Origin of the sequence: Salinispora oceanensis, assembly GCF_000383575.1 — a bacterium.
Classification (GTDB): Bacteria; Actinomycetota; Actinomycetes; order Mycobacteriales; family Micromonosporaceae; genus Micromonospora; species Micromonospora oceanensis.
Window position 1 is genome coordinate 4842549 of the sequence record NZ_KB911579.1, and the last position, 21742, is coordinate 4864290.

Annotated in this window: 24 protein-coding genes, 1 pseudogene and 1 riboswitch; of the genes and pseudogenes, 7 read left to right on the forward strand and 18 right to left on the reverse strand. The window is 69.5% G+C overall.

Annotation, left to right across the window (positions count from 1 at the left end):
- Positions 1-58: 58 nt before the first annotated feature.
- Together def and SALPAC4_RS0122200 are read right to left on the reverse strand one after the other, a co-directional pair.
- A complete protein-coding gene (gene def, locus SALPAC4_RS0122195) occupies positions 59-562 on the reverse strand; it encodes a peptide deformylase (RefSeq protein ID WP_019872229.1) in 504 nt (167 codons plus the stop codon).
- Positions 563-666: 104 nt separating this feature from the next.
- On the reverse strand, positions 667-2091 hold the full coding sequence (locus SALPAC4_RS0122200) for a hypothetical protein (RefSeq protein ID WP_029126521.1): 1425 nt from the start codon (positions 2089-2091) through the stop codon (positions 667-669).
- Between the two features lie 278 nt (positions 2092-2369).
- Between SALPAC4_RS0122200 and SALPAC4_RS0122205 the strand changes: the two genes are divergently transcribed.
- Entirely contained in the window at positions 2370-2627 is a 258-nt protein-coding gene (locus SALPAC4_RS0122205; RefSeq protein ID WP_019872231.1) for an alpha/beta fold hydrolase, read from the forward strand.
- Here the strand turns inward: SALPAC4_RS0122205 and SALPAC4_RS0122210 are convergent.
- On the reverse strand, positions 2610-3839 hold the full coding sequence (locus SALPAC4_RS0122210; RefSeq protein ID WP_080640943.1) for a chorismate-binding protein: 1230 nt from the start codon (positions 3837-3839) through the stop codon (positions 2610-2612). The genes SALPAC4_RS0122205 and SALPAC4_RS0122210 overlap by 18 nt on opposite strands.
- 97 nt (positions 3840-3936) lie before the next feature.
- Between SALPAC4_RS0122210 and SALPAC4_RS0122215 the strand changes: the two genes are divergently transcribed.
- Entirely contained in the window at positions 3937-4137 is a 201-nt protein-coding gene (locus SALPAC4_RS0122215; protein ID WP_012013604.1) for a DUF5999 family protein, read from the forward strand.
- 123 nt (positions 4138-4260) lie between these two features.
- On the opposite strand, the gene gcvP is transcribed toward SALPAC4_RS0122215, so the two are convergent.
- The 11 genes from gcvP to SALPAC4_RS0122270 all read right to left on the reverse strand — a co-directional run bounded on the left by gcvP (position 4261) and on the right by SALPAC4_RS0122270 (position 14334).
- Positions 4261-7077 carry an aminomethyl-transferring glycine dehydrogenase gene (gene gcvP / locus SALPAC4_RS0122220; RefSeq protein ID WP_019872233.1) on the reverse strand — a complete coding sequence of 939 codons (2817 nt, stop codon included), beginning with the start codon at positions 7075-7077 and terminating at the stop codon, positions 4261-4263.
- Positions 7078-7148: 71 nt separating this feature from the next.
- Positions 7149-7248: riboswitch (glycine riboswitch) on the reverse strand.
- An 86-nt stretch (positions 7249-7334) separates the two neighbouring features.
- Positions 7335-8237: an NAD-dependent protein deacetylase gene (locus tag SALPAC4_RS0122225; RefSeq protein ID WP_019872234.1), complete on the reverse strand. Its 903-nt coding sequence runs from the start codon at positions 8235-8237 to the stop codon at positions 7335-7337.
- 31 nt (positions 8238-8268) lie between these two features.
- A complete protein-coding gene (locus SALPAC4_RS0122230) occupies positions 8269-8829 on the reverse strand; it encodes a MerR family transcriptional regulator (protein WP_026271098.1) in 561 nt (186 codons plus the stop codon).
- Positions 8830-9029: 200 nt separating this feature from the next.
- On the reverse strand, positions 9030-9494 hold the full coding sequence (locus SALPAC4_RS0122235) for a bifunctional nuclease family protein (protein ID WP_018724884.1): 465 nt from the start codon (positions 9492-9494) through the stop codon (positions 9030-9032).
- Positions 9495-9675: 181 nt separating this feature from the next.
- A complete protein-coding gene (gene ftsR, locus SALPAC4_RS0122240) occupies positions 9676-10371 on the reverse strand; it encodes a transcriptional regulator FtsR (RefSeq protein ID WP_019872236.1) in 696 nt (231 codons plus the stop codon).
- Positions 10372-10421: 50 nt separating this feature from the next.
- Positions 10422-10874, reverse strand: a complete 453-nt coding sequence (gene odhI / locus SALPAC4_RS0122245) for an oxoglutarate dehydrogenase inhibitor Odhl (RefSeq protein WP_018742457.1) — start codon at positions 10872-10874, stop codon at positions 10422-10424.
- Positions 10875-11091: 217 nt separating this feature from the next.
- Positions 11092-11472, reverse strand: a complete 381-nt coding sequence (gene gcvH, locus SALPAC4_RS0122250) for a glycine cleavage system protein GcvH (protein WP_018732227.1) — start codon at positions 11470-11472, stop codon at positions 11092-11094.
- Positions 11473-11533: 61 nt separating this feature from the next.
- Positions 11534-12478: a DUF881 domain-containing protein gene (locus SALPAC4_RS0122255; RefSeq protein ID WP_020113553.1), complete on the reverse strand. Its 945-nt coding sequence runs from the start codon at positions 12476-12478 to the stop codon at positions 11534-11536.
- 10 nt (positions 12479-12488) lie between these two features.
- Positions 12489-12821 carry a small basic family protein gene (locus SALPAC4_RS0122260; RefSeq protein ID WP_018732229.1) on the reverse strand — a complete coding sequence of 111 codons (333 nt, stop codon included), beginning with the start codon at positions 12819-12821 and terminating at the stop codon, positions 12489-12491.
- Positions 12818-13729, reverse strand: coding sequence for a DUF881 domain-containing protein (locus SALPAC4_RS0122265; protein WP_019872238.1), 912 nt, complete (start codon positions 13727-13729; stop codon positions 12818-12820). The genes SALPAC4_RS0122260 and SALPAC4_RS0122265 overlap by 4 nt, the downstream gene beginning before the upstream one ends.
- Positions 13726-14334 (reverse strand): CDP-alcohol phosphatidyltransferase family protein, encoded by a 609-nt coding sequence (locus SALPAC4_RS0122270; protein ID WP_027644991.1) that lies wholly within the window; start codon positions 14332-14334, stop codon positions 13726-13728. Before SALPAC4_RS0122270 ends, SALPAC4_RS0122265 begins: the two co-directional genes overlap by 4 nt.
- A 365-nt stretch (positions 14335-14699) precedes the next feature.
- On the opposite strand from SALPAC4_RS0122270, the gene SALPAC4_RS0122275 reads away from it, so the two are divergent.
- The 3 genes from SALPAC4_RS0122275 to SALPAC4_RS25575 all read left to right on the forward strand — a co-directional run bounded on the left by SALPAC4_RS0122275 (position 14700) and on the right by SALPAC4_RS25575 (position 17209).
- Positions 14700-15581 carry a universal stress protein gene (locus SALPAC4_RS0122275; protein ID WP_019872240.1) on the forward strand — a complete coding sequence of 294 codons (882 nt, stop codon included), beginning with the start codon at positions 14700-14702 and terminating at the stop codon, positions 15579-15581.
- 144 nt (positions 15582-15725) lie between these two features.
- On the forward strand, positions 15726-16193 hold the full coding sequence (locus tag SALPAC4_RS0122280) for a hypothetical protein (RefSeq protein WP_019872241.1): 468 nt from the start codon (positions 15726-15728) through the stop codon (positions 16191-16193).
- A gap of 323 nt (positions 16194-16516) precedes the next feature.
- Positions 16517-17209: a hypothetical protein gene (locus tag SALPAC4_RS25575; RefSeq protein ID WP_397538000.1), complete on the forward strand. Its 693-nt coding sequence runs from the start codon at positions 16517-16519 to the stop codon at positions 17207-17209.
- A gap of 4 nt (positions 17210-17213) precedes the next feature.
- Here the strand turns inward: SALPAC4_RS25575 and SALPAC4_RS0122290 are convergent, their stop codons facing one another.
- Positions 17214-17372, reverse strand: coding sequence for a hypothetical protein (locus tag SALPAC4_RS0122290; RefSeq protein ID WP_018732235.1), 159 nt, complete (start codon positions 17370-17372; stop codon positions 17214-17216).
- Positions 17373-17464: 92 nt separating this feature from the next.
- A complete protein-coding gene (locus tag SALPAC4_RS0122295) occupies positions 17465-17662 on the reverse strand; it encodes a hypothetical protein (protein WP_018215551.1) in 198 nt (65 codons plus the stop codon).
- Here SALPAC4_RS0122295 and SALPAC4_RS25580 point away from each other — a divergent pair.
- Both SALPAC4_RS25580 and SALPAC4_RS29030 read left to right on the forward strand, forming a co-directional pair.
- Entirely contained in the window at positions 17661-17921 is a 261-nt protein-coding gene (locus tag SALPAC4_RS25580) for a hypothetical protein (RefSeq protein ID WP_033775435.1), read from the forward strand. The two genes, SALPAC4_RS0122295 and SALPAC4_RS25580, sit on opposite strands and share 2 nt — an antisense overlap.
- A 342-nt stretch (positions 17922-18263) precedes the next feature.
- Positions 18264-21286 (forward strand): annotated as a pseudogene (locus SALPAC4_RS29030) (Tn3 family transposase).
- A gap of 75 nt (positions 21287-21361) precedes the next feature.
- Here SALPAC4_RS29030 and SALPAC4_RS0122335 read toward each other — a convergent pair.
- Positions 21362-21568 (reverse strand): hypothetical protein, encoded by a 207-nt coding sequence (locus SALPAC4_RS0122335; protein ID WP_223874824.1) that lies wholly within the window; start codon positions 21566-21568, stop codon positions 21362-21364.
- Positions 21565-21720 carry a hypothetical protein gene (locus tag SALPAC4_RS28050; protein ID WP_019872246.1) on the reverse strand — a complete coding sequence of 52 codons (156 nt, stop codon included), beginning with the start codon at positions 21718-21720 and terminating at the stop codon, positions 21565-21567. The genes SALPAC4_RS0122335 and SALPAC4_RS28050 overlap by 4 nt, the downstream gene beginning before the upstream one ends.
- Positions 21721-21742: the final 22 nt, after the last annotated feature.

Consider the following 21742-nt stretch of genomic DNA (forward strand, 5'->3'; position numbering starts at 1 on the left):
GTCGGGGGCGCTGAGGTGAGCGTGGCCAACCGGTGGGTGCCCCGGCGAGGGGCGGCAGTCACCGGCTACGCGGCGCGTAGCTGCCGGCGCGCATCTCCCGCAGGGCCCGGCGGCGGGTCTCCCCGCGCAGGGTGTCCACGTAGAGGCGACCGGCGAGGTGGTCGGTCTCGTGTTGCAGAGCGCGGGCCAGGAAGCCGGTGCCGGTGATGGTCAATGGTTGCCCGTACTGGTCCATACCGCGTGCGGTGGCGCGCATGGCTCGCGGGGTCGGGAAATACAGGCCGGGAATCGACAGGCAGCCCTCATCGTCGTCCTGGCGGTCCTCGCCGAGTTCCAGCGTGGGGTTGATCAGGTGGCCGCGGTGGCCGTCGGCGTCGTAGACGAACACCTGGGCGGAGACGCCGATCTGCGGGGCGGCCACCCCGGCGCGGCCAGGGGCACCGAGCAACGTGTCCATCAGGTCGGTGACCAGCGCGCGCAGCTCGGCGTCGAAGCTGGTGACCGGTGCGGCGGGAGTGCGAAGCACCGGGTCGCCGATGATCCGGATCGGGCGCATCGTCATGGCCAGAGACTATCGCCTCACTCCGGGCGGGGACGGCGGCCCGGCGCCAGCGCGGGCAGCGAGGTGCCCCGGCGGTTACCGCCGGGGCACCTCGAGCAGGTCGGTCAGCCGAAGCAGGTTGGTACGGGGTTGGGGCTGCCGACGCAGTTGGTGGGCCGGTTGTTGATGATGATGACCTTGCCGAAGACGTTGATCACGCCGTTGTTGTAGACGCCGCCGGGTTCGTTCTGGGCGAGGTTGTCGGTGACGCGGACGTCGGTGAGGGTGAGGACGGTGGTCGGGTCGGACGGGTCGAAGAAGATACCACCGGCGAATCCCCCGGCCTGGTTGCCGGAGACGGTGGTGCGGCGCAGGGCCACCACGGGCTCGCCGACGATCGCGATGCCGCCGCCGTCGCCGCTGGTGGCGGTGTTGTACACGATCTTGCTGCCCTCAACGGTGACACCGAGATCGGTGGTGAGGTAGAGCCCTCCACCGGAGATGGCGGTGTTCTCGGCGACCTGGACGTGCTGGAGCAGGAGGGCCTCGTCGCCGTTGTCGTAGATGCCGCCGCCGAGGCCGCTGGCGGTGTTGCGGGTGATGGTGCTGTGGATGATGTCGGAGAGGTCGCCGTCATTGTCCACGCCCCCACCGTTGGCGGCGGTGTTGTCGCTGATCAGCGTGTGGCTGATGGTGGCAGAGCCCTCGTCGTTGGAGAACCCGCCGCCGGTGGTGCCGGAGGTGTTGTGGGTCAGCTTCGACTTGCTGATCGTGAAGGTGCCGTTGTCGCTGGAGACGCCGCCGCCCTCGTCGGTGGCGGTGTTGCGGGTGATGGTGCTCTTGGTGATCGTGACCTTGCTCCGGTCACCGGAGATGCCGCCGCCGTCGCCGTTGTTGCCGAGGGTCATGTTGTCCCGGACGGTGACGCGTTCGAGGGTCAGTCGGGTGCCTTCGCCGGCGAAGATGCCGCCGCCGTCGTCGTTGCCGCCCTCGAGCTTTCCGCCGGCGACGGTGAGGTCTTTGAGGGTGAGGTCGCCGCCGGTGACGACCTCGAAGATGCGGAAGTTGTCGGCGGCGGCGGCCCGGACGATGGTGGCGCCCTGGCCATAGATCGTGATGGGTTGGAAGACCTGGGGTAGTCCGTTGTCGTCCTGGTTGACGGTGAGGGTGTAGGTGCACTTCTCGGCCAGGCGGAGCGTGCCGCCGCCGGCCTGGTTCGCCGCGGTGATCGCGGCGATCAGCGCGTTGGGGTCGCAGGGCACCGGGGTGCCCTTGGCTTTCCCATCATCATGCGCACCCCGCTTCCAACCCGAGTGGCCGGCCTTTCCCCAGTGGCCACCCCACTCGCCGTCAACCTTCGACCATTCCCGGTGTGGTTGGCCGTCAGCGACGGCGTGCTCCGGCGAGGGCTGGGATGCGGTGGCTGGTCCGGCGCCGGCCAGGCCGGCGACTCCGGTGAGGGCCGCGGCGCTGACCGCCGCGACGGCCCGGGGGACGCGGCGTCGACCGCGCCCCCGGGACGGGCGGGGGAGTCTCCTGCTCTGCAACATTGTTCATCGCTTTCTATGCGGACGGTCCGGGTGCGGTGGCAGCGGTGCTGACGCCACAGCAGGAGTTAAGAACACGAAGACCCACAAACAACCCAGAGAGCGAAAAAACGAACCAGACGTGTGAAAATACCCCATATTAGATGTTTCTTGATGGTCTCGTCACCGGTGGTAGCTGATCGCCGCCGCTCTCGCGAAGCCGACGCGGGGCCCAACGGCGGCGGCCCACCCCTCCTGCGACCGCGCGGCAGGCCTATGCACCGTGATCGAAAACTCCGGTTATGCCCGATCTTGCCGAGCAGTACCGAGTCATCGCCGTGGATCTATGTGGCGGCGGCGATTCCAGCAAGCCCCAGTCCGGCTACGACAAGAAGACGATGGCCGCCGACATCGTGGGGTTGATCACCGCACTCGGCTACACCAAGGCGCACGTCGCCGGCCACGATATCGGGCCATGGCGCTCGTGGTCCTCGCGGGCCGGGCGGCGCGGACATCCTGGGCGAGGAGCCGAGGGTTCGCCGTCAGGGCCCGGCGGCTAGCACGGCGCGAACCGGGGCCGCCTTCGCCGCCGCCTCCGCGACCTCGGCCTCCGGGTCGCTGCCCCAGGTGATCCCACCGCCGGCCCACACGTGCAGGTGATCGTCGTCAGCCGCGGCGGTGCGAATGGTCAAACCCAGGTCGATCCGGCCGGAGGTGACCCAGCCCAACGCGCCCATGCTGGCTCCACGACCGACCGGCTCCAGGGCGGCGATGTGGTCCAGGGCGGCGAGCTTCGGGGCCCCGGTGACCGACCCGCCGGGGCAGACGGCGCGGAGCAGGTCCGCCAAGCCGAGCCCCTCCCCGACCGCCGCGGAGATGGTCGACTCCGCCTGCCACAGGTCGCACCAGCGACGGACGGCGAACAGGTCATCAACAGTGACGGTGCCGGTGCGGGCGAGGCGGGCCAGATCATTGCGCTGCAGGTCAACGATCATGACGTGCTCTGCGCGTTCCTTCGCGCTGGACAGCAGCGCGGCCCGGCCAGCCGGGGTGGCCGGGCGGGTGCCCTTGATCGGCCGGGTGATCATCCGCCCGTCGGTGACCTCCACGAGGGTCTCCGGGGAGGCGCAGCCAATCGTCCACCCGGCACCGGTGAGTACGCCCCCATACCGGGCGCCGGGCAGCGAACCGAGGCGGGCAAGGGCGGGCAGCGGGTCCCCGGCGTAGCGGGCGGCGGCGTGTCCCACCAGGTTGGCCTGGTAGACATCCCCGCGGCCGATTGCCGCGCGCACGGCACGCACCGCGTCGGCGTGCTGCTGTGGGGTCCAACTCTCCGCCCAGGCGCCGAGCCACCAGGCCGACGGCCGGCGGCGGGCCGGGCGGCCGCGGGACGTGGCAGCGTGGCCGTAGACGACGACAGCTACGTCGGGCAGGGCGGGGGCCGGTGTGGCCGGGCCAGGGCCGCGGCCGACCCCCAGCGCGCCGGCCGCGGCCGAGACGTAGAGGGCGGCCCCACAGACCCGCTCTGGAGTGCGCCCCGCCGGCCGAGCGAGGTCATCCAGGGTGAGGCCGTGGGCGGCGAGGAACTCCTGGACGAGCACCATCGGGTCACCGCCGTCGCCGATGCGCCACTCCCAGCGGGCGTGTTCGACGTGGGCGCGCCGGCAGTCCGGCGGCGCCGCCGGCGGCGCAGCTGTCACCCTCGCTGGAAGCGTTTCCACGCTATCCGGTCCATTCCGCCTCAACCGTTCAGTGGATTTTCCACGCGGCACGCGCACACCCGCTCGATGCTGGTCACTTGAACTTGGTACTGTGCGTCACTGGCCATGTGAACCATCACACAGTTCCCCCACCCTCCGGAGAACCCCGATGTGCCAGCACCAACCCACCTGCCCCTCTGCCGACGCCACCGACCGGGACGCCGCCAAGGTCATCGCTTGCTTCCCTGAACAGGGCTGGAGCTTGCTCTGCAACGGAGTCATCAGTTTCGAGGACACCGGCGAAATACTCCCCGACGGACGCAGCATCGCCCCACACCGCGGCCCAGCCCGCCACGCCCTCGTCGCCTGACGACAACGCACCGTAGTCATCTGGTTCCGTCGCCCCCAGGCTAGCCGCCCGAACAGGTCACCGGCCTGGGAGTCGACACCAACCGGCCGGGCGCCAAACCCCGCCCGGCCCGCCGGCCGCGTCTCACTCCTCGAAAGCCTGCGGTGCGGGACAAGAACACACCAGGTTCCGGTCACCGTACGCGCCGTCGATCCGCCGCACCGGCGGCCAGTACTTCCCCAGCCGACTCCCCGCCGGGTAGGCCCCGACCGACCGTGGATACGGATGCGACCACTGGTCGGCCGAGACCATCGCCGCCGGGTGCGGGGCATTCACCAACGGGTTGTCCTCCGCCGGCCATTCCCCCGACCCCACCTTGTCGATCTCGGCCCGGATCGCGATCAGCGCGTCGCAGAACCGATCCAACTCGGTGAGATCCTCACTCTCCGTCGGCTCCACCATCAACGTCCCCGCCACCGGGAACGACATCGTCGGCGCGTGGAAACCGTAGTCGATCAGACGCTTGGCCACATCATCGACGCTGACGCCCGTCGCCTTCGTCAACGGCCGCAGGTCCAGAATGCACTCGTGCGCCACCAGGCCCTTGTTACCCGCGTACAACACCGGGAAAGCGCCCCGCAGCCGCGCCGCCACATAGTTGGCCGCCAGCACCGCCACCCCCGTGGCCCGGGTCAGCCCAGCCGCACCCATCATCCGCAGGTACATCCACGGAATCGGCAGGATCCCCGCCGACCCGTACCGGGCCGCCGACACCGCCGGCCGAGGCGAATCCCCCGCGAGCGGATCACCGGGCAGGAATGGCGCCAGATGCGAACGCACCGCCACCGGCCCCACACCCGGCCCGCCACCACCGTGCGGGATGCAGAACGTCTTGTGCAGATTCAGGTGCGACACGTCAGCACCGAACCGTCCCGGCTTGGCGAACCCGACCAGGGCGTTGAGATTCGCCCCATCGACATACACCTGCCCGCCCGCGTCGTGCACCTTCGCACACACCTGCGCGATACCCGTCTCATACACGCCATGCGTCGACGGATACGTCACCATGATCGCGGCGAGCGTCTCCCGATGCGCATCGATCTTGGCATCAAGATCAACCAGGTCGATGTTGCCGTCGGCGTCACAGCCGACCACCACCACCCGCATCCCCGCCATCACCGCCGACGCGGCGTTCGTGCCATGCGCCGACGACGGAATCAGGCACACGTTCCGGTGCCCCGCATCCCGCGACCGGTGATACGCGCGGATCGCCAACAGCCCCGCCAACTCCCCCTGCGAGCCGGCGTTGGGCTGCACACTGACCGCGTCGTACCCGGTCACCTCCGCCAACCAGCCCTCCAACTGGGCGATCAGCTCCCGGTAACCGGCGGTCTGCGACTCGGGCGCCAACGGATGCACCTGCGCGAACTGCGCCCAGCTCACCGGCTCCATCTCGGTGGTCGCGTTCAGCTTCATCGTGCACGACCCCAACGGAATCATGCCGCGATCCAAGGCATAGTCGAGGTCCGCCAACCGCCGCAGATACCGCAGCATCGCCGTCTCCGACCGATGGGCGCTAAACACCGGGTGGGTGAGGAAGTCCGACGTACGGGCCAGCGCCGCCGGCAACGCCGTATCCACGGTGCCGGTGAAGACCGGCACCCCGAACGCCGCCCACACCGCCGCGAGATGCGCCTCCGTCGTGGTCTCGTCACAGGAAACACCGACCCGGTCGGCGTCCACCAGCCGCAGATTCACCCCCCGCCGCGCGGCTGCCTCCACCACCTCGGCCGCCCGCCCCGGCACCACCGCCGAGACAGTGTCGAAGAACAGAACATCCGCAACATCCACCCCACCCGCACGCAACCCGGCCGCCAACCGCGCCGCCATCGCATGGGTCCGCGCCCCGATCGCCCGCAACCCGTCCGGGCCGTGGTAGACCGCGTACATCCCGGCCATCACCGCGAGCAGAACCTGCGCGGTGCAGATGTTGCTCGTCGCCTTCTCCCGACGGATGTGCTGCTCCCGAGTCTGCAACGCCAACCGGTACGCCGACTCCCCGTCCGCGTCCCGCGACACACCGACCAACCGTCCCGGCAGCATCCGCTGCAAGCCCGCGCGGACCGCCAGATAGCCAGCGTGCGGGCCACCGAAGCCCATCGGTACCCCGAACCGTTGGGTCGTGCCGACAGCGATGTCGACGCCGATCTCCCCCGGCGGACGCAGCAGCGTCAACGCCAACAGGTCGGCGGCCACGGTCACGAACGCGCCCGCGGCATGGGCGGCGTCGACCACCGCGGCGTGGTCCCGCACCGCCCCGGACGCCCCCGGATACTGCACGTGCAGGCCAAAAAACTCCGCCGGCAACTCCGCACCATCAAGGTCAACCACCTGGACGTCGATACCGAGCGGCTCGGCCCGCCCCGCGATCACCGCCACCGTCTGCGGCAACGTGTCCGCATCCACCACGTACACCTGGCTCCGGCTGCGGCTCGCCCGCCGCGCCAGCGTCATCGCCTCGGCCGCCGCGGTGCCCTCATCAAGCATCGACGCGTTCGCGGTCGCCAACCCAGTCAGATCGGTGACCACGGTCTGGAAATTCAGCAACGCCTCCAGCCGCCCCTGGCTGATCTCCGGCTGGTACGGCGTGTACGCGGTGTACCAGCCGGGATTCTCCAACACGTTGCGCCGGATCACCGCCGGCGTGTGCGTGCCGTAGTAGCCAAGACCGATCATCGACACCGCAGCGGTGTTGCGCTCGGCCAGGGCCCGCAGCTGCGCCAACGCCTCCGACTCGCTGGCCGGCTCCGGCAGGTCCAGGGTGCCCGACCAACGGATAGCTTCCGGAATCGCCGCATCCATCAGCTCGTCAACAGAGCCGTAGCCAACGACCTCCAACATTCGGCGTTCGTCCTGCGGATCCGGACCGATATGACGGGCGGCGAACTGCTCAAGGGACATGGGGCGCTCCCCGGGGATGAGGTCGACAGGTCGGCCTCCCCCTCTGTCGCGCCCGCAGACGCTCCACAGTGCCTACCCGTGAGGTCCTTTTGCCTGAGAGGTTCCGGGGAGGATTTGCCCCTTCGGCGCCGCACCGGGTGGTTTCCGGGCGGTCTCTCCCACACGGGTGCGACCGGCGCGACCAACGCTACCAGCGGCCAACTCCACCCGGGCGTCCCCACCCAGGCCGCTACCGACCGCACAACAGCCCGCCACGGTCAGCCCACCACCACCGCTCCCCCCGCGCCGTCTTGGACGGCACCCAAGTGGTCCGCGCCGTCTTGGACGGCACCCAAGTGATCGGCCAACACCGGCAACACGTGACCCAGTGGAGCATCCACCGTCACCGCCGCATACGCATCACCGCGCGTCGCGCCCTGATTAATGATCGCCACCGGAATTCCCAAACTCGCCGCCCGCACCACAAACCGCCGCCCGGACATGACCGTCAGCGACGAACCAAGCACCAACAGCATCCGCGCGGACTCCACCATGGCGAAACACCGGGCCACCCGCGCCGCCGGCACCGACTCGCCGAAGAACACCACGTCCGGTTTCAACATTCCCGTACCGCACTGGGCGCAATCGACCGTACGAAAACCCGCCACCGCCGAATCATCGAGATCCACGTCACCGTCCGGATTAACCGCCGACACCCGCGCCGCGAACCCGGGGTTCGCCTCCGCCAACCGCTGATGCAGCTCCCACCGCGACACCCCCACACCACAATCCAGGCACACCACCTCATCCAGGCGGCCATGCAACTCCACCACGCCGCTGCTACCCGCCGCCGCGTGCAACCCGTCCACGTTCTGCGTAACAACCCCGTCAACCACGCCGGCCTGCTGCAAGCGAGCTACCGCCCGATGCCCGGCGTTCGGGACCGCCCGGGCAACCGTGCGCCACCCCAGGTGACTACGCGCCCAGTACCGCCGCCGCGCCAACGGATCCCGCGTAAACACCTGGTACGTCATCGGAGAGTGCCGCCGGGCCGCACCACTGGGCCCCCGGTAGTCCGGGATCCCCGACTCCGTGGACAGGCCAGCACCGCTGAGCACCACCACCCCACCAGCCGAGACCAGCCCCGCCAGCAATTCAACCTGTTCGCTCACCAGAACCATGCTGCCACGGCCACCTGCCCACTCGCGCCGCTCAGCTCACCCGCCGCCGTGCCCGCCGCGCCGCCAACTCATCCCCCGCCACCTGCACCGGAGCCGGAACCGCCGGCTGCGGCGCCACCGACTCCGCCGGCAGATGCGACAACGACCCCTGGATCTCCTTGAACGCCCCACCGATCGCGATCCCAAACACGCCCTGACCACCCTGCAACAGGTCAACCACCTCCTCCGGCGACCGGCACTCGTACACCGTCGTCCCGTCGGAAATCAACGTGATGCCCGCCAGGTCCGCCACCCCCCGCGACCGCAACGCCTCGATCGCCTTCCGGATGTTCTGCAACGACACCCCAGCGTCCAGCAGCCGCTTGACCACCTTCAACACCACCAGGTCCCGGAACGAGTACAACCGCTGCGTCCCCGAACCCGACGCGTCCCGCACTCCCGGCACAACCAGACCAGTCCGCGCCCAGTAATCCAACTGCCGGTAACTGATACCCACCGCATGGCAGGCCGTCACCCCCCGGTAGCCGACCTCGCCGTCACCGTCGATCGCCGGCACACCCGGCCCCGAATCGGAATCCCACGGCTCCTGCATCCGGATAACCTCCCCGCCGTGCGGTACCACGTCCACCTCGAGACGAGCACCCCTCGATACGGTCACCCTAACGCCGCACCCGACGGTTACCAGGCAACAACAACACGACACGCCGCGCGCACAACACGCCCAAAGAAACCGTCACCAACCGTGACGGCAGCACAACAGCTCATGACCACCGGATCCACCGGTCAGCCGAGTCAGCCGGCAAAGTCCTCCGGACTCACCTGGTCCAAGAACTCCCGGAACTTCTCCACCTCGTCCTCCTGCTCGTCCGGAATCACAATCCCGGCCTCGCTGAGAACCTCGTCAGCACACCGAATCGGGGCCCCCACCCGCAACGCCAACGCGATGGAATCACTCGGCCGCGCCGACACCCGCACCCCGTCACCGAGCAACAGATCAGCGAAGAAGACATTCTCCTTCAACTCGGTGATCTCCACCGCCTGCAACGGCGCCTCCAACGCCGCCAACACATCCCGAAGAAGATCGTGCGTCAACGGCCGCGTCGGCTTGACCCCCTGCTGCTCGTAGGCGATCGCCGTCGCCTCAACCGCACCGATCCAAATCGGTAGATAACGGTCCCCCTCGACCTCTCGAAGCAGGACGATCGGCTGGTTGCCCGGCAGCTCCACCCGAACCCCGACCACACTCAGCTCGCGCACCGCCGCCTCCGTGTCGTTGTCACCTACGCCGCACCCCTTCTGCACCGTACACGGACCGCGACCCGGCCGTCCCACGCGCGGCACGCACCGCAAAGGGGTTACCCCGGCAAGCCTACGGCACGCATCAACAGACAGATCTTTCCGCACACACCCACCCGGCCAGACACCACCGGGTGGCGGCTCACCGCCCCAACGTCGAGCGCAACCCCACCCGCACCAACGCCGCGTGCAACCGCTGCGACAACGCCACCAACTCCCGCGCCGTCTCCGCCGCCCGCGCCCGCGCCGCCGGATCACTCTGCCGCGCCAACGGCGTCACCAACTGGGCAAACAACCCCACCTCGCGGTCCGCCGCCAACCGATACCCCCGCAGATGCCGCGGCTCCAACCCGTACGCCGCCAGACCCGCCACCGCCTGCGCGATGATCAACGCATCCCCGTCATACCAGCCCGGCGGATCCGGCACCATCACACCCAGCCGCTCCAACTCCGCCAGCGTCGCCTCATCCACACCGCTGCGGGCAACCAACTCGGCCCGATCCAACCGCATCCGCGACGACTCGGCCTCCGCCGGCTGCCCCGGCACCTCACCACCCGGTCCCACCGCCACCAACGCCGGCCGAGAACGACCCGGCTGCTCACCGGTCGCATCCCAGACCGCCAGCTGCTCACGGATCACCCGCAGCGGCAGGTACTGATCCCGCTGCGCGGTCAACACAAACCGCAACCGCGCCACATCATCCCAGCTGTACTTCCGGTACCCCGCCGCCGTCCGCTGCGGTTCCACCAAGCCTTCAGCCTCGAGGAACCGCAACTTCGACAACGTGGCATCCGGAAAGTCCACCCGCAACTGGGCCAGCACCTCACCGATGCTCATCAACGGCTGCGGCCGGGATGACCCCGGCGCAGCTGACGCCGCAGGCTCACTCACCCCCGGCCGGCCCCCTCCTCGGGCCGCGGACCCGCAAGGAACACCACCCGGAACTTGCCGATCTGCACCTCGTCACCGTTGCTCAACGTGGCCGCCTCGACCCGCTCCCGGTTCACATACGTCCCATTCAGGCTCCCCACGTCCCGCACCGTGAACGTCCCACCATCCCGGTGAAACTCCGCGTGCCGCCGCGACACCGTCACGTCATCCAGGAAAATGTCACTGTCCGGATGACGCCCACTGGTCGTCACATCGTGGTCCAGCAAGAACCGGGCACCCGCATTCGGCCCCCGCCGCACCACCAGCAGAGCCATCCCCGGCGGCAACGAACCGGACACCCGGTTCGGCATCACATCGGGATCCGGCCCCTCCAGGGCCTCTTCGAGCGAACCGAGATTGAGCGTCGAAGTGACGTCGAGTGGGGGAAACTCGTCGTCTGGGCGCGTCATGGGGACCACCTCACGGATCTATTCGGTCAGCGTCGGGTAAGAGCGGGTTTGGCCGCCGGGCATTCTCGCACCCGGCGGCTGGCTCCCCGTGCCAGGAAGGCAACTACACAACGCTCAACTATCGGATTCTCGGTCGACTGGGCGAGCCTAGCCAGCGCCGAAAAGCAGGGCAACCGGACGCGCGGAACCAACCCCCGCACCGGCATAAGGGCACCACTCAGCCCTCGGTGAGCTCACGATACGCACCCGCCGACAGCAGGCCGTCCAGCCCGCCCCGATCAGCCACGGTGACCTCGAACAGCCAACCCGCAGCATACGGATCACTGTTGATCAACTCGGGAGTGTCGCCCAGCGCCTCATTGCACGCCGACACCGTCCCGGCGACCGGAGCGTAGATCTCCGACACACTCTTCGTCGACTCGATCTCACCCACCGAATCGCCAGGGGACACCGCCGCCCCCACCTCGGGCAGTTGGACGAAGACGATGTCACCCAGCGCGTCCTGCGCGAAATGCGTGATACCAACCCGCACCACGCCGTCGCCACCACCCGCAACCCACTCGTGCTCGGCGGTATACCGTAGATCCTCAGGAATCACCAGCTGCGTCCTTCATCCAATCGTGCGCCAACCCCACATGACGGCGCAGGCGCGCCACCAGTCACGTGATCGGACGGGCGTATTCCAGCTCGATCGGGGCGTGCAGCGCCGAAACCTCGGCCACCTCACGATCCTCAACGATCACCGTACCGCCGTCACCGTCGACCGTCGCCACCACCCCGCCAGGAATGTTCAACGCCGTACGCATCGTCGCTGGATCCCCGATCACCGTGATCGTGTACGGGCCCGTCAACAACCGCCCACCCACGAACAGGGAACCATTCTCCCCATCCAGGAAATACGTCGAGGCGATGATCCGCACCGTCACCCCGTCCGCACCGGAAATCTGCATCGCCTCCGCGCCTGAGCCCCGCAACTCCTGCACCGCGTCCAGCACCCGCATCGCCGAAATCGCCCCCGCGCCACCGGGCTCGAACCGCACCACCAACCCCGGACCCCGCGCCGGCAACGTCCCCGCCAAGATCCCCAACTCGTCCGCCCGCCGCGCCGCCTCCTCCAACGCGGCCTGTTGGCCCTGCTCCCCCGACAACAGCTGACGCTGGCTGTCCTCCAACGCCGCGATGTCCTGCCGCAGCCGCTTCTCCTGAGAGTTCAGGTCGTAGAGAATCCGCACCAGATCCTCCTGCCGCGCCGCCGAGGTAATCGGGTCCGTTGACGTCGTCCGCAACTGCTCCACCAGCGTGAACCCCAGCAACGCCAGCAAAACGAAGATCATCACGGTGGCCGGACTCGTCCGTCGCCACCCCCCGACCAGGGCAAGAGCGGAGGCGAACGGACGCCCCGCCGCGCGGTCCAGCCTCGACTCACCCGCCGTGGCCGGCGGCGGCTCCGGATCCACCTCCACCTCCGGCGCCAGCGGACTCAACTCGTCCGGGTCCGGCGCGTCCGGACGCGGATCCGGCTCCCCCGCGGGCCCCGTCGGAGGCTGCGGCCCCGGCTGCTTCGGCCAGCCCGTCCCCGTCTCGGTGTGCTCGTCACCACTCATCACGACCAACCTACGCCCGGAACAGGTGCCGACGGATCGCCGCCACATTCCCGAAGATTCGAACCCCCAACACCACCACGACACCCGTGGAGAGCTGGCTACCCACCCCCAACTGGTCCCCCACATACACGATCAGCGCAGCCACCAACACGTTGGAGATAAAAGACACCACGAACTGCTTGTCATCGAAAATCCGGTCCAGCTTCGCGCGCACCCCACCGAACACCGCATCCAGCGCCGCCACCACGGCGATCGGCAGATACGGCTGCAACGCCCCCGGCACTGTTGGATCGAGCCACAGCCCGAGCAGCATGCCCGCAACCAACGCCAACGCCGCAATCATCGACCACCTCCGGAATTGGGAGCAGACGTCCCAGGACTGACCGGCCGGCCCGACGGCCTCGGACTGGCCGGTGGCTGCGCGTACTCTAGCCGTGGATCCGGCGCAGCGGGCAGTATCAGGTCGTCGGCGTCCCACACCTCGAACGCCACCCCGGTATCCGCCGCCACCTGCTGCATCGTCGCCGCGATCCGGGTCTTCGCGAACCGCTCCCGCAACGCGTCCGGGCCGATCGCCGACACCTCGTACGGTCCCTTCACCGACTGGAGATCAACCAGAATCACCTGCCCTGCCGACCGAATCGTGGACGTTGCCGTCAACCGCTGCCCGTTGATCGAGATTGCCTCCGCCCCCGACGCCCACAGCCCGTTCGCGACCCCCTGAAGGTCGATGTAGAGCACCCGCGACGGCCCCAGAGCCGGATCCGGCACCATCTGCTCGTCGGAGGGCGCATCGGCCAACCGCACCACCACACCATCCCCACTCACTCGGCCCAAACCGGTGCCCGCCTCCAACTCGTGCAGCTGCGCCGCCTCCGTCCCCAGCGCAGCGGCCCGCTGCCGGGATACCTCCGCCCGCAACTCGTCGGCCCGCTCGGACAGCTGGTCGGTCTCACCCTCCCGCTGCTCGATCTGCGCCACCAGACCCTCCCGGGCCTGCTGGCGCCCCGGTGCCGCCGCCACCGTCTGGCGGTACGCCACCGCAAACAGAAACCCGAGCACCACGATGACGACGAGGCTCACGGCCCGGACCGACCGGCCCCACCTCACCGTGGCTCCCTGCCGCCGGCGTGCCGCCGCGTCGCCGTACCCCGGATCAAGCGGATTGCGAAACAGCTCGGTGAGGAAGTCCGGCGCGTACGTCCGGCCGGTCGGCTCCCGGCTCTCTGGTCGAAGCTGCGAGCCGGTCATCGTACCCTCGCTGCCCGCACCAGCCGCCCGGCCTGCACCACGTACATCGCGCCAGCGATCCAATACAAGGCCAGGCCCCACCAGGCCAGGCTCCAACCAACCGCGCTGATAGCTGTTGCTGGCACCGCCTTCGCCAGCAACAGGACTGGAAACGCGGCCAACAACAGAAACGTCGCCGTCTTGCCGACGTAGTGCACCGGCGGCGGCCCGTATCCGTAGCGACGTAGCGTGCCGAGGGAACCCAACAGCAGCACTTCACGGGCGAGCAGCGCAACCGTGAACTGCCACGGCACCACCTCGCGGACGGTAAACGCGACGAGCGTGGCCAAGATGTAGAGGCGGTCGACGAACGGATCGAGTAGCTCGCCCAGCCGGCTCACCTGCCGGAGCCGCCGGGCGACCCAGCCATCCACCCAGTCGGTGGTGCCGCCGACCGCCAGCACCGCGATCGCGGCGACATCGGCGCGGGCCACCAGGAGGAGATAGAGGAAGACCGGCACACCGAGGAGCCGGACGAAACTGATCACATTCGGCAGCGTGAAGACCCGGTCGGTGAGATGGCCGGAGGCCTGCGGAGTGCCAACTCGAGCCGGCCGCTGCGACACCGAACCTCCTCCACTGCGCGCCTCGGCGCCCGACCCAACATCTGCCAGCCGCGCTGCCGGGTCGGCCGGCACCGACACTGCGACCCCAGCGCGGGACCGACCCGTCGGACGGCCCGCGATCATCTGGGATCGCGGGCCGGTCCAGTTTGCGCTGCCACTATATCCGCCCTGTCCTGGCGTCGATGCCCTGTGTCAGGGCGGATACGTGCAGTGTCCGGGTGTGTGATGACCCACGTGGTCTAGGGCGACCTAGGATACTAGGGCTAGTTCATCGGCGGCGCCGGTGGCAGCCCAGCTGGGGCGAACCCACTGGTTACGGCTCCCGGCCATCCCACGGCCGCGATACTGACCGCGGGGGTGAAGGGGTGAACTCGTCGAACGGTGCCGCGGTGGTAGTCGGCGTGGACGGGTCCGAGCAGGCGCTGCGGGCCGTACGCCTCGCGGCCGCCGAGGCCGCCCGCCGTAACCGAATGCTACGGATCGTCCACGGATTCATCTGGCCGCTCCTCCACGTACCGGTGGGAGCACCACCCGGCGGACCGCCCGGATCGGGCCTCCGCCACCAAGCAGAGCAGCTCGTCGCCGACGCGGTCGCCGAAGCCGAAGCGACCGCCCCCGGCCTCCGCGTCTCCGGTGAGATCATTGACGGCGAGGCCGCCGCCGTGCTGGTCGGCGAAGCACCGAATGCCGTGCTGATCGTACTGGGTGACCGGGGTATGGGCGGTTTCGCGGCCCTGGTCGTCGGCTCTGTGGCGATACAGGTCGCCACCCACGCCGACTGCCCGGTCCTGGTCGCCCGCGGCACGGACCGCACCGCAGGGCCGGTGGTCGTCGGGGTGGACGGATCCGCGGTGTCCCCTCCCGCCATCGAATTCGCCGCCGAGCAGGCGTCGCTGCGCGGCAGCGACCTCATCGCGATACACGCCTACCTACACCCGGTCGCCAGCGAACCCGGCGACATGCAGCCTCTCGTCTACGACGAGGAGAAGCTACGCCACGAGGAACGCCAGTTACTCGCCGAATCCGTCGCCGGGCTGGCCGAGAGATGGCCGGATCTGACCGTCCAGCAACGAGCCGTCCGCGGCCGGCCCGCGCCGGCCCTCACCGAAGCGTCCCAGCAGGCCCAACTACTGGTAGTCGGCGGGCACGGACGCAGTGCGCTCACCGGCCTGCTGCTGGGCTCAGTCAGCCAGTCCGCGCTGCACCACGCCGACTGCCCCGTCGCGGTTGTCCGCGCTTCCGGCTAATCCGCTCGACGCGGTTGGTTGGTCACCACCCCGGGACGGGTAGACGCCCGGCGGACAACACTGGTGAGCGGACCGAGGAGGCACCCAGATGCCAGCACCACGACCAACGAGCGACGCGTACGGTCGACCCGGCGGCGACCCGATATGAGAGCCGGAGTCCTAGCCGACGGAGCGATCGCCGGTGCGGCCGGCACCACCGCCCTCAACGTCGTCACCTATCTGGACATGACGCTACGAGCCCGGCCCGCGAGTAACACCCCAGAACGCAGCGCCGGCCGGGTCGCCGAGGTGACCCACCTCAACCTCGGCCCCGAACCCCAGGCGACCAACCGCCGCTCGGGACTCGGCCCGCTACTCGGGTACGGCATCGGGATCGCCGCCGGAGTTGGCTTCGCCCTGCTGACCCGGGGCCGACCAATGCCGCCGGCCCTGGCCAGCGGGCTGCTCGGCGGCGGGGTGATGACCGCCTCCGGCAGCTCGTACGCCGTCTTCGGAGTTAGCGACCCACGGACCTGGAGCCGTGGGGACTGGCTGTCCGACCTCATCCCGCACCTGGCTTACGGTCTGGTCGCCGCGACGACCTGGAACCGACTCCGGATGCCACCCGCCTGAGGCTCAACCACCGGGCCGCCCGCCCTCTCACACGCCGGGCGGGCGGCCCGGATCAGCTGTCGTCCTCAGCAACCGGCTCGCCCGGGGGCCCATAGCCGGAGACCTGACCCCGGGGCACCGGACGCCCCCGGTCGCCCTGCGACGAGCCACGGTTACGAGGATGACCCGCCGGACCGGGTCCCTTGGTGTCCTGCACGTTCGAGCCCCGGGCGCTACGCCGGGCCTCCTGCTGCTGCGGGTTCGTCACCGCTGTCTCCTTCCGCTGGGTGGCGCCGTACGTGGCGGTTGCCGCCACCCTCGAATACCCACGGACGTCACCGGCCATGCAGCGGGCTAACTCGGCCTACGACGGGTACCCCCCGCCGGTGGGAGACAGTCACGAAACAGCACGGGTGCTGCTGGAACGACGAGGACAGACCTACACCGAGGAGGCCGGGATCCGGCTGGCCGACCGGCCCGGGCCGCTCTATCAGCTGTTGGTGCTCGCCACCCTGCTGAGTGCACGAATCCGAGCCGGCGTCGCGGTGTCCGCGGCCCGGGAGCTCTTCGCCGCCGGCTACCGCACCCCGTCGGCGATGGAGGCGGCGACCTGGCAGGACCGGGTTGACGCGCTCGGTCGCGGGCATTACCGGCGCTACGACGAGCGGACCGCCACGCTGCTCGGCACGGGTGCACGACTCTGCCTGGACCGCTGGCAGGGTGACCTACGCCGGCTACACCACACCGCGCAGGGCCAGCCGGCGCAGCTACGCCGCCTGCTCACCGCTTTTCCGGGCATCGGGCCCGCCGGTGCGGACATCTTCCTCCGCGAGGTCCAGGCGGTCTGGCCGGACCTGCGTCCCTTCGCCGACCGGCGTGCCCTCAGCGGCGCGGAGAGGTTGGGCCTGCCGCAAACCCCGCGGCGGCTCGCCGACCTGGTGGCGGAGGCGGAGTTCGGCCGCTTCGCCTCCGCTCTGGTGCGGGTCGCGCTCGGCGAGGAATCCGCTGGTGCGGTGACGCGGGCAGCGCGCCGGTGACCGGTCACTTCGTCGCGTCACCGCGAGGCCGGGTGAGGTACCACACCAGTAGCGCAGCGAGCACGGCCAGCGCGATCAGGCCGCTGGTGACGCCCTCACCGTCCGGTTGATCCCGACCAGTCGTTCCAAAGTAGATCACTGCTAGCCCGGCCAGTACCGCCACGGCGGTACGTACTCCTCGGTCCCTCACACTCGGTGACCCTAGCCAGCGCCGCCCGCAAAGGGTGGCGAACTACTTTTTTCCCCTGAACGGGGTCAGTCGACCTCCAGGTCGTCGAGCGAAATCTTGTGGCTCATCAGCCAGCGCGCCAACGCCGACATTCCGAACAGCCACAGCGGCGCCGACTCGGTCGTCCCACTGGTAGCAAAGATCGCGAACCGGAGGTCGGGCGCGCGGTAGGCCTCAATCCGCCACCGGTGTTGCCGGTCCCGCCAGATCGCTGAAGGGTCCATGCTCAGACGCTACCGAGCTGGCCCCGCGGGTGGGGCCAGCTCCGGGACCCGGCCAGCCCAGCACGGCTTCGGCTTCGGCTTCGGCTTCGGCTTCGGCTTCGGCTTCGGCTTCGGCTTCGGCTTCGGCTTCGGCGAGAAGAGCACCGCCCCCGAAGCCTGGGCTTCGGGGGCGGTGTGGGTGCCGGTGTGCAGGTCGCCTCTCGGCGCGTGGCGCGTGGCGGCTCCAGCCGAACGGTATTCCGCGACGGCTTATTGGTGAGGCCCGGGGACACTGGACACACCGACACCCGTCTCAACAGCGTACCCGCCCCGACCCTTCCTGCTGGACCCGTGACCGCGATCACCGCCGAGCCGGCACCCGGGGCGACAGCCGGGTCAGTCGCCCTGTTCCGGGTGCCGAACAACAGGTTGGGTGCTCCCCCGCTGGTTCTCGGTGGGACCCGGCACAACCGCTAAAGCATCCTAGGATCCTGGATGGCTAGCGGCCCGCCCGTAGTTTCCAGCCCAAAACAACGCTAAGAACTGAGGGTTGATCAAGCTCTGATCTGGCCCGTAGCGTCCCGTCCCGTTCGGTGACGATCGATGCTCGGGTGGTGGGGTTGTGGCGACTCAGGACGTGTTCTCGGCGGAGGACCTGGCGCGGCTTCGGGGGTTCCCGGAGATCAACCGGGCGGAGTTGATCCGGTATTTCACGTTGACCGGTGCGGATGAGGCGTTCGTGCGCCAGTTCCGTACGGGCCGCAACGTGTTGGGTGTGGCGGTGCAGTTGTGCACGCTGCCGTGGCTGGGGTTCGTGCCTAATGAGGTTGCGGCGGCGCCGGCGGCCGTGGTGGGCCGGTTGTCGCAGCGGCTCGGGATCGCGATGGGTGAGTTGCGTGGGTACGGGGAGCGGGAGCAGACCCGGACGGGTCATCTGCGGGAGGTGGCCGGCTATGCCGGCTGGCGGTCGATGGACACCGCCGGGTGGAAGGACCTCGACGAGTTCCTGTTCGCTCGGGCGATGGAGCACGACTCGCCGAAGCTGTTGTTCCGGCTGGCCTGCGAGTATCTGTTGTCGTCGCGGGTGGTGCGGCCTGGGGTGATCCTGCTGCTGCGGCGGGTGGCTGCGGCTAGGGCCCGTGCTCGGGGTGAGACGTGGGCGCGGGTGCGGCACCTGTTGACCGACCGCGGTGCGCGGAGTTGGACCTGTTGCTGGTTCCGGACGCCTACCTGGGCCGGACTCCGCTGGTGTGGCTGGGTGTGGGGCCGACGTCGTCGAGCCCTACCGCGGTGAAGGCCGAGTTGGAGAAGCTGACCTACCTGCGCCGGTTGGACGCGCACACGCTGGATTTGTCGATGTTGCCGGCGGAGCGGCGCCGGTTCCTGGCCGGGGTGGGTCGCCGGTTGACGGGGCAGGCGTTGCAGCGGCGTGAGCCGGAGCGCCGGTATCCGATCCTGCTGACCCTGTTGGCGCAGTCGGCGGTCGACGTGCTGGATGAGACGTTGCTGCTGTTCGACCAGGCGATCAGCGGGCGGGAGGCGGCGGCGAAGCAGAAGGTGGCCGAGGCCCTGGCCGAGCGGGCGAAGGGCGGGGAGAACCGGCAGGCGCTGCTGGACGAGATCCTGACGATCGTGCTCGACACCGGGATCGGAGATGAGCAGATCGGCACGCTGCTGCGCGGCCGGATCGGGATGGATCGGATGCGCGCTGCGTGGGCCGAGCGCCGTGAGCGGCTGCCGCGTGATCACGGGCAGCTCAGCATGCTGGACGCGTCGATGTCGTACCTGCGGCAGTTCGCCCCGGCCGTGCTCGCGGCGGTGCAGTTCGCTGGCGGGCCCGGCACCGAGCAGCTGCTGCAGGCGGTGAGTGTGCTGGCTGAGTTGTACGCCACCGGTGCCCGCAAGGTCCCGGCCGGCGCGCCGGTCGGGTTCGTGCCGACGAAGTGGGCCGGCTACCTGGTCGCCGCGGAGCAGGCAGGCGACGTCACCGCGTACCGCCGGTACTGGGAGATCGCCGTGCTGGTCGGCCTTCGCGACGGGCTGCGCTCGGGTGACGTGTTCGTGCCCGGGTCGCGCCGCTACGCCGATCCGGCGTCGTTTCTGCTCACCCCGGCGGCGTGGGCGCCGCAGAAGGTGGAGTTCTGCCACCTGGTCGGCAAACCGGTCGAGGCCGCCGACGCGCTCGCGCAGGCCGACGACGAGCTGCACACCGCCCTGGCAATCTGGAGACCCAGCTCGCGAAGGGCAACCCGGGCGAGGTGCGCCTCACCGACGACGGGGAGCTGATCATCCCGCCGCTGACCGCCGAGGACGTTCCCGCCGAGGCCGACGCGTTGCGCGCGGAGTTGGCCGGGATGCTGCCGCGGGTGCCGATCGCGTCGGTGCTGGTGGAGGTCGACGCGCGGACCGGGTTCACCGACCACCTGGTGCACGCCGGCGGGAAGGTGAACCGCCCGGCCGAGCTCAAGCGCAACCTGATGTACGTGATCATCGCCGAGGCAACGAACATGGGCCTGTCCGCGATGGCCGAGTCCTGCGGCGTGCCCTACGACGTCCTGGCGTGGACCGCCGAGTGGTACTTCCGCCCCGAGACCCTGGAGGCGGCCAACGCCGCGGTGGTCAACTACCACCACCGGCTGCCGCTGACCCAGGCGTTCGGGTCCGGCACCCTGTCGAGCTCGGACGGGCAGCGGTTCCCGATCAAGGGCAAGAGCATCACCGCACGTCACCTGTCCCGGTACTTCGCCCGAGGACAGGGCGTGTCCACCTACACCCACGTCTCCGACCAGCACTCCACCTTCGACACCAAGGTCATCGTGGCCACGGCGCCGGAGTCGCACTACGTCCTTGACGGGCTGCTCGGCAACGCCACCGACCTAGCCGTATTCGAGCACGCCACCGACACCCACGGCGCGACCCTGGCCAACTTCGCCCTGTTCGACCTGGTCGGCAAGCAGCTCACCGCGCATCCGCGACCTCGGAAAGATCACCCTCTACCGGACCGGGCCGAACGCCGAGCTCCTCGCCCGCTACCCACGCGCGGGTGGCCTGCTGACCCGGCGCCTGAACACTGACCTGATCACGAGCACCTGGGACGATCTGCTGCGCGTCGCCGCGAGCGTGCAGGGCGGCCACGCTACCGCCGCACTGGTCGTCGGGAAGCTGTGCTCCTCGAAACGGCAGCAGAACACGCTGACCAGCGCGATCAAGGAGTACGGGGCGCTGCGCCGCACCGTCTACGCCGCCCGGTACCTGGCCGACGAGACCTACCGGCGGCGTATCTCCCGGCAGCTCAACAAGGGCGAAAACCTGCACGCCCTGCGCCGCTCCCTCGCCTACGCCAGCGAGGGAGCGCTCCGGCGCCGCCACCATGAGCAGCAGACCGAGCAGATGTGGTGTCTCACCCTGGCCACCAACGCGATCGTCTGCTGGTCCACCGAGTACCACGGCCTCGCCATCGGCGCGCTACGTCGCGACGACCGCCAGGTCGACGACGAGGTCCTGGCGCACATCTGGCCCACCCACCACGAGAACGTGCACTTCTACGGCACCCACTCCGTTGACATCGACGGCGAACTCTCCCAACTCGACACCGACGGCTACCGGCCACTGCGGCTCGCCGAGGTCACCCCGGCGCACTCCTGAACTCGGGCTGCGCCCGGCGGTCCTCCGCCGGGCGCAGCGGCAGCAGCATGACGACGTGCGCGGCGTTCAGCCCCCTCACCCTTCGCAGGTCGGCACGTCCGCGCCATGTCCCGGGTGCAACCGGCGCACCAGTTCCCCGCCGGCCGTGTAGCCGTGCATACACTTGGCAAGCTCGGCCAGGGTGATACCCGGGTCCGCCGGCCGGGTCGGCTTCTTCTCCTCCCACCAGTACGACCTGCTTAACCGCTTCTTCCGCGTGGATTCCGGTCCGCGGCGCTTCACCGGCCGCCCCACCGCCTTGGCATGCAACCGGTCTGATCGTCGTCGATCGCGTGGATGCCGGTCGCGGCGGGCAGGGCCAGCGGCGGCTCATCCCAGTCATCGGTGTCGTCCGGGCCCTGCATGATGGCCACCGGGTCCGTGCCAGTTACCACCGCATGAATCCGGCCAGCGTCG